General features: G+C 70.5%; 2 protein-coding genes. Both read left to right on the plus strand.

Annotated features, from left to right (window positions below; translation table 11 throughout):
• Nucleotides 1-75: 75 nt before the first annotated feature.
• Nucleotides 76-1,404, plus strand: a complete 1,329-nt coding sequence (gene dxr / locus ACWD3C_RS48275; protein ID WP_451155151.1) for a 1-deoxy-D-xylulose-5-phosphate reductoisomerase — start codon at nt 76-78, stop codon at nt 1,402-1,404.
• Nucleotides 1,401-2,692 (plus strand): M50 family metallopeptidase (locus ACWD3C_RS48280; protein WP_451155153.1); only part of this gene is annotated, 1,292 nt, incomplete at its 3' end. The genes dxr and ACWD3C_RS48280, both read left to right, overlap by 4 nt.

Consider the following 2,692-nt stretch of genomic DNA (forward strand, 5'->3'; position numbering starts at 1 on the left):
GCGGCGTATGCCTCGAAGGGGGCAACCTGGGGATGCGTGGTCCGGCGGGGTGTGGGTTGCGGCAACAATGGGGGGATGAGTGACAGTCCAGCTCCCCTCGCGGATCCGCATCTTGTGTTCGACCCGGTCACCGGGGTCCGGGATGTGGTGATCCTCGGATCGACCGGGTCGATCGGTACCCAGGCGATCGATCTTGTCCTGCGTCATCCGGACCGGTTCCGGGTGAGCGGCCTGTCGGCGGCCGGGGGGAGGGTGGGGCTGCTGGCCGAGCAGGCGCACCGGCTGCGTGTGCGGACGGTCGCGGTGGCGCGCCAGGACGTGGTGCCCGCGCTGCGGGAGGCGCTGGCCGGCCGGTACGGGGCCGGGGAGCCGGTGCCGGAGGTCCTGGCCGGTCCGGACGCGGCGACGCAGCTGGCGGCGTCCGTGTGTCACACGGTGCTGAACGGCATCACCGGCTCGATCGGCCTGGCGCCGACCCTGGCGGCGCTGGGGGCGGGCCGGACGCTGGCGCTGGCCAACAAGGAGTCCCTGATCGTGGGCGGTCCGCTGGTGCGGGCGGTGGCCCGGCCGGGGCAGATCATCCCGGTCGACTCCGAGCATGCCGCGCTGTTCCAGGCGCTGGCCTGCGGGGCGCGGGCTCAGGTGCGCAAGCTCGTGGTCACCGCCTCGGGGGGCCCGTTCCGGGGCCGGACGCGGGCGGAGCTGGCGGAGGTGACCCCGGCCGAGGCGCTGGCCCATCCCACCTGGGCCATGGGCCCGGTGATCACCGTCAACTCGGCGACGCTGGTGAACAAGGGCCTCGAAGTCATCGAGGCGCACCTGCTGTACGACATCGCCTTCGAGCGGATTGAGGTGGTCGTGCATCCTCAGTCGTATGTGCACTCGATGGTGGAGTTCACGGACGGATCGACGCTGGCCCAGGCGACGCCTCCCGACATGCGCGGGCCGATCGCCCTCGGCCTGGGCTGGCCGGAGCGTGTCCCGGACGCCGCGCCCGCCTTCGACTGGACGCGGGCGTCCAGCTGGGAGTTCTTCCCGCTCGACGACGAGGCGTTTCCGTCGGTCGGGCTCGCCCGGCAGGTCGGGCGGCTCGGGGGCACGGCCCCGGCGGTGTTCAACGCGGCCAACGAGGAGTGCGTGGACGCCTTCCTCAACGCCGGCCTGCCCTTCAACGCGATCATGGACACCGTCACCCGGGTCGTGGAGGAACACCACACCCCCACAACCGGAACGGGAACGTCGCTGACGGTGGGGGACGTCCTGGAGGCGGAGGCCTGGGCACGGGCCCGGGCCCGGGAACTGACCAAGACCAAGACCACCCCCACCTCTACCCCCACCCCCACCTCTACCCCTACCCCCACGCCGGCGAAGACGCAGCGGACGACCGCGGAGGCGCGTGCATGACGACCCTGATGACGATCCTGGGCATAGTGGTCTTCGCGATCGGCCTGGGGGTCTCGATCGCCTGGCACGAGCTGGGCCACCTGTCCACGGCCAAACTGTTCGGCATCCGGGTGCCGCAGTACATGGTCGGCTTCGGCCCCACCCTCTTCTCCCGCACACGGGGGGAGACCGAGTACGGCATCAAGGCGATCCCGCTGGGCGGCTACATCCGCATGATCGGCATGTTCCCGCCCGGCAAGGACGGCCGCCTGGAAGCCCGCTCCACCTCCCCGTTCCGCGGGATGATCGAAGACGCCCGCGCGGCCGCGTTCGAGGAACTGCGCCCCGGCGACGAACACCGCCTCTTCTACACCCGCAAACCCTACAAACGCGTCATCGTGATGTTCGCGGGCCCGTTCATGAACCTCATCCTCGCCGTGGCGATCTTCCTCGGAGTGATGATGACGTTCGGCATCAACACCCAGACCACCACGGTCGGCCAGGTCTCCGACTGCGTCATCCAGGCCAGCGCCAACCGCACCGAATGCCGGCCGGGCGACAAGCCCGCCCCCGCCAAGGCCGCCGGCCTGAAACCCCAGGACACCATCGTCGCGTTCAACGGCGAGCCCATCGAGGACTGGTCCGCCCTGCAGTCCGCGATCCGCGCCCACCCCGGCCGGCAGGTCACCCTCACCGTCGAACGCGAAGGCCGGCAGACCGACCTGACGGCCACCCTGATCCGCAACCAGGTCAGCAAGACCGACGGCGACGGCGGCTACGTCCAGGGCCAGTACGTGTACGCCGGCTTCCTCGGCTTCACCCCCGCCAGCGGCATCGTCCCGCAAACCTTCACCCAGTCCGTCGACCGCATGGGCGACATGATGGAAAACGGCGTCGAAGCCCTCCTCGCGCTGCCCGCCAAGGTCCCCGCCCTGTGGGACGCCGCCTTCGGCGACGGCGAACGCGAACCCGACTCACCCATGGGCGTGGTCGGCGCCGCCCGCGTCGGCGGCGAGATCGCCAACCTCGACATCCCCGCCTCCCAGCAGATCGCCACCTTCCTCATGCTCGTGGCCGGCTTCAACCTCTCCCTCTTCCTGTTCAACATGCTCCCCCTGCTCCCCCTCGACGGCGGCCACATCGCCGGCGCCCTGTGGGAATCAGCCCGCCGCAACACCGCCAAACTCCTGCGCCGCCCCGACCCCGGCCCCTTCGACGTCGCCAAACTCATGCCCGTCGCCTACGTCGTCGCCGGAGTCTTCATCTGCTTCACCCTCCTGGTACTCATCGCCGACGTAGTGAACCCGGT

The organism is Streptomyces sp. NPDC002845 (genome assembly GCF_053591955.1).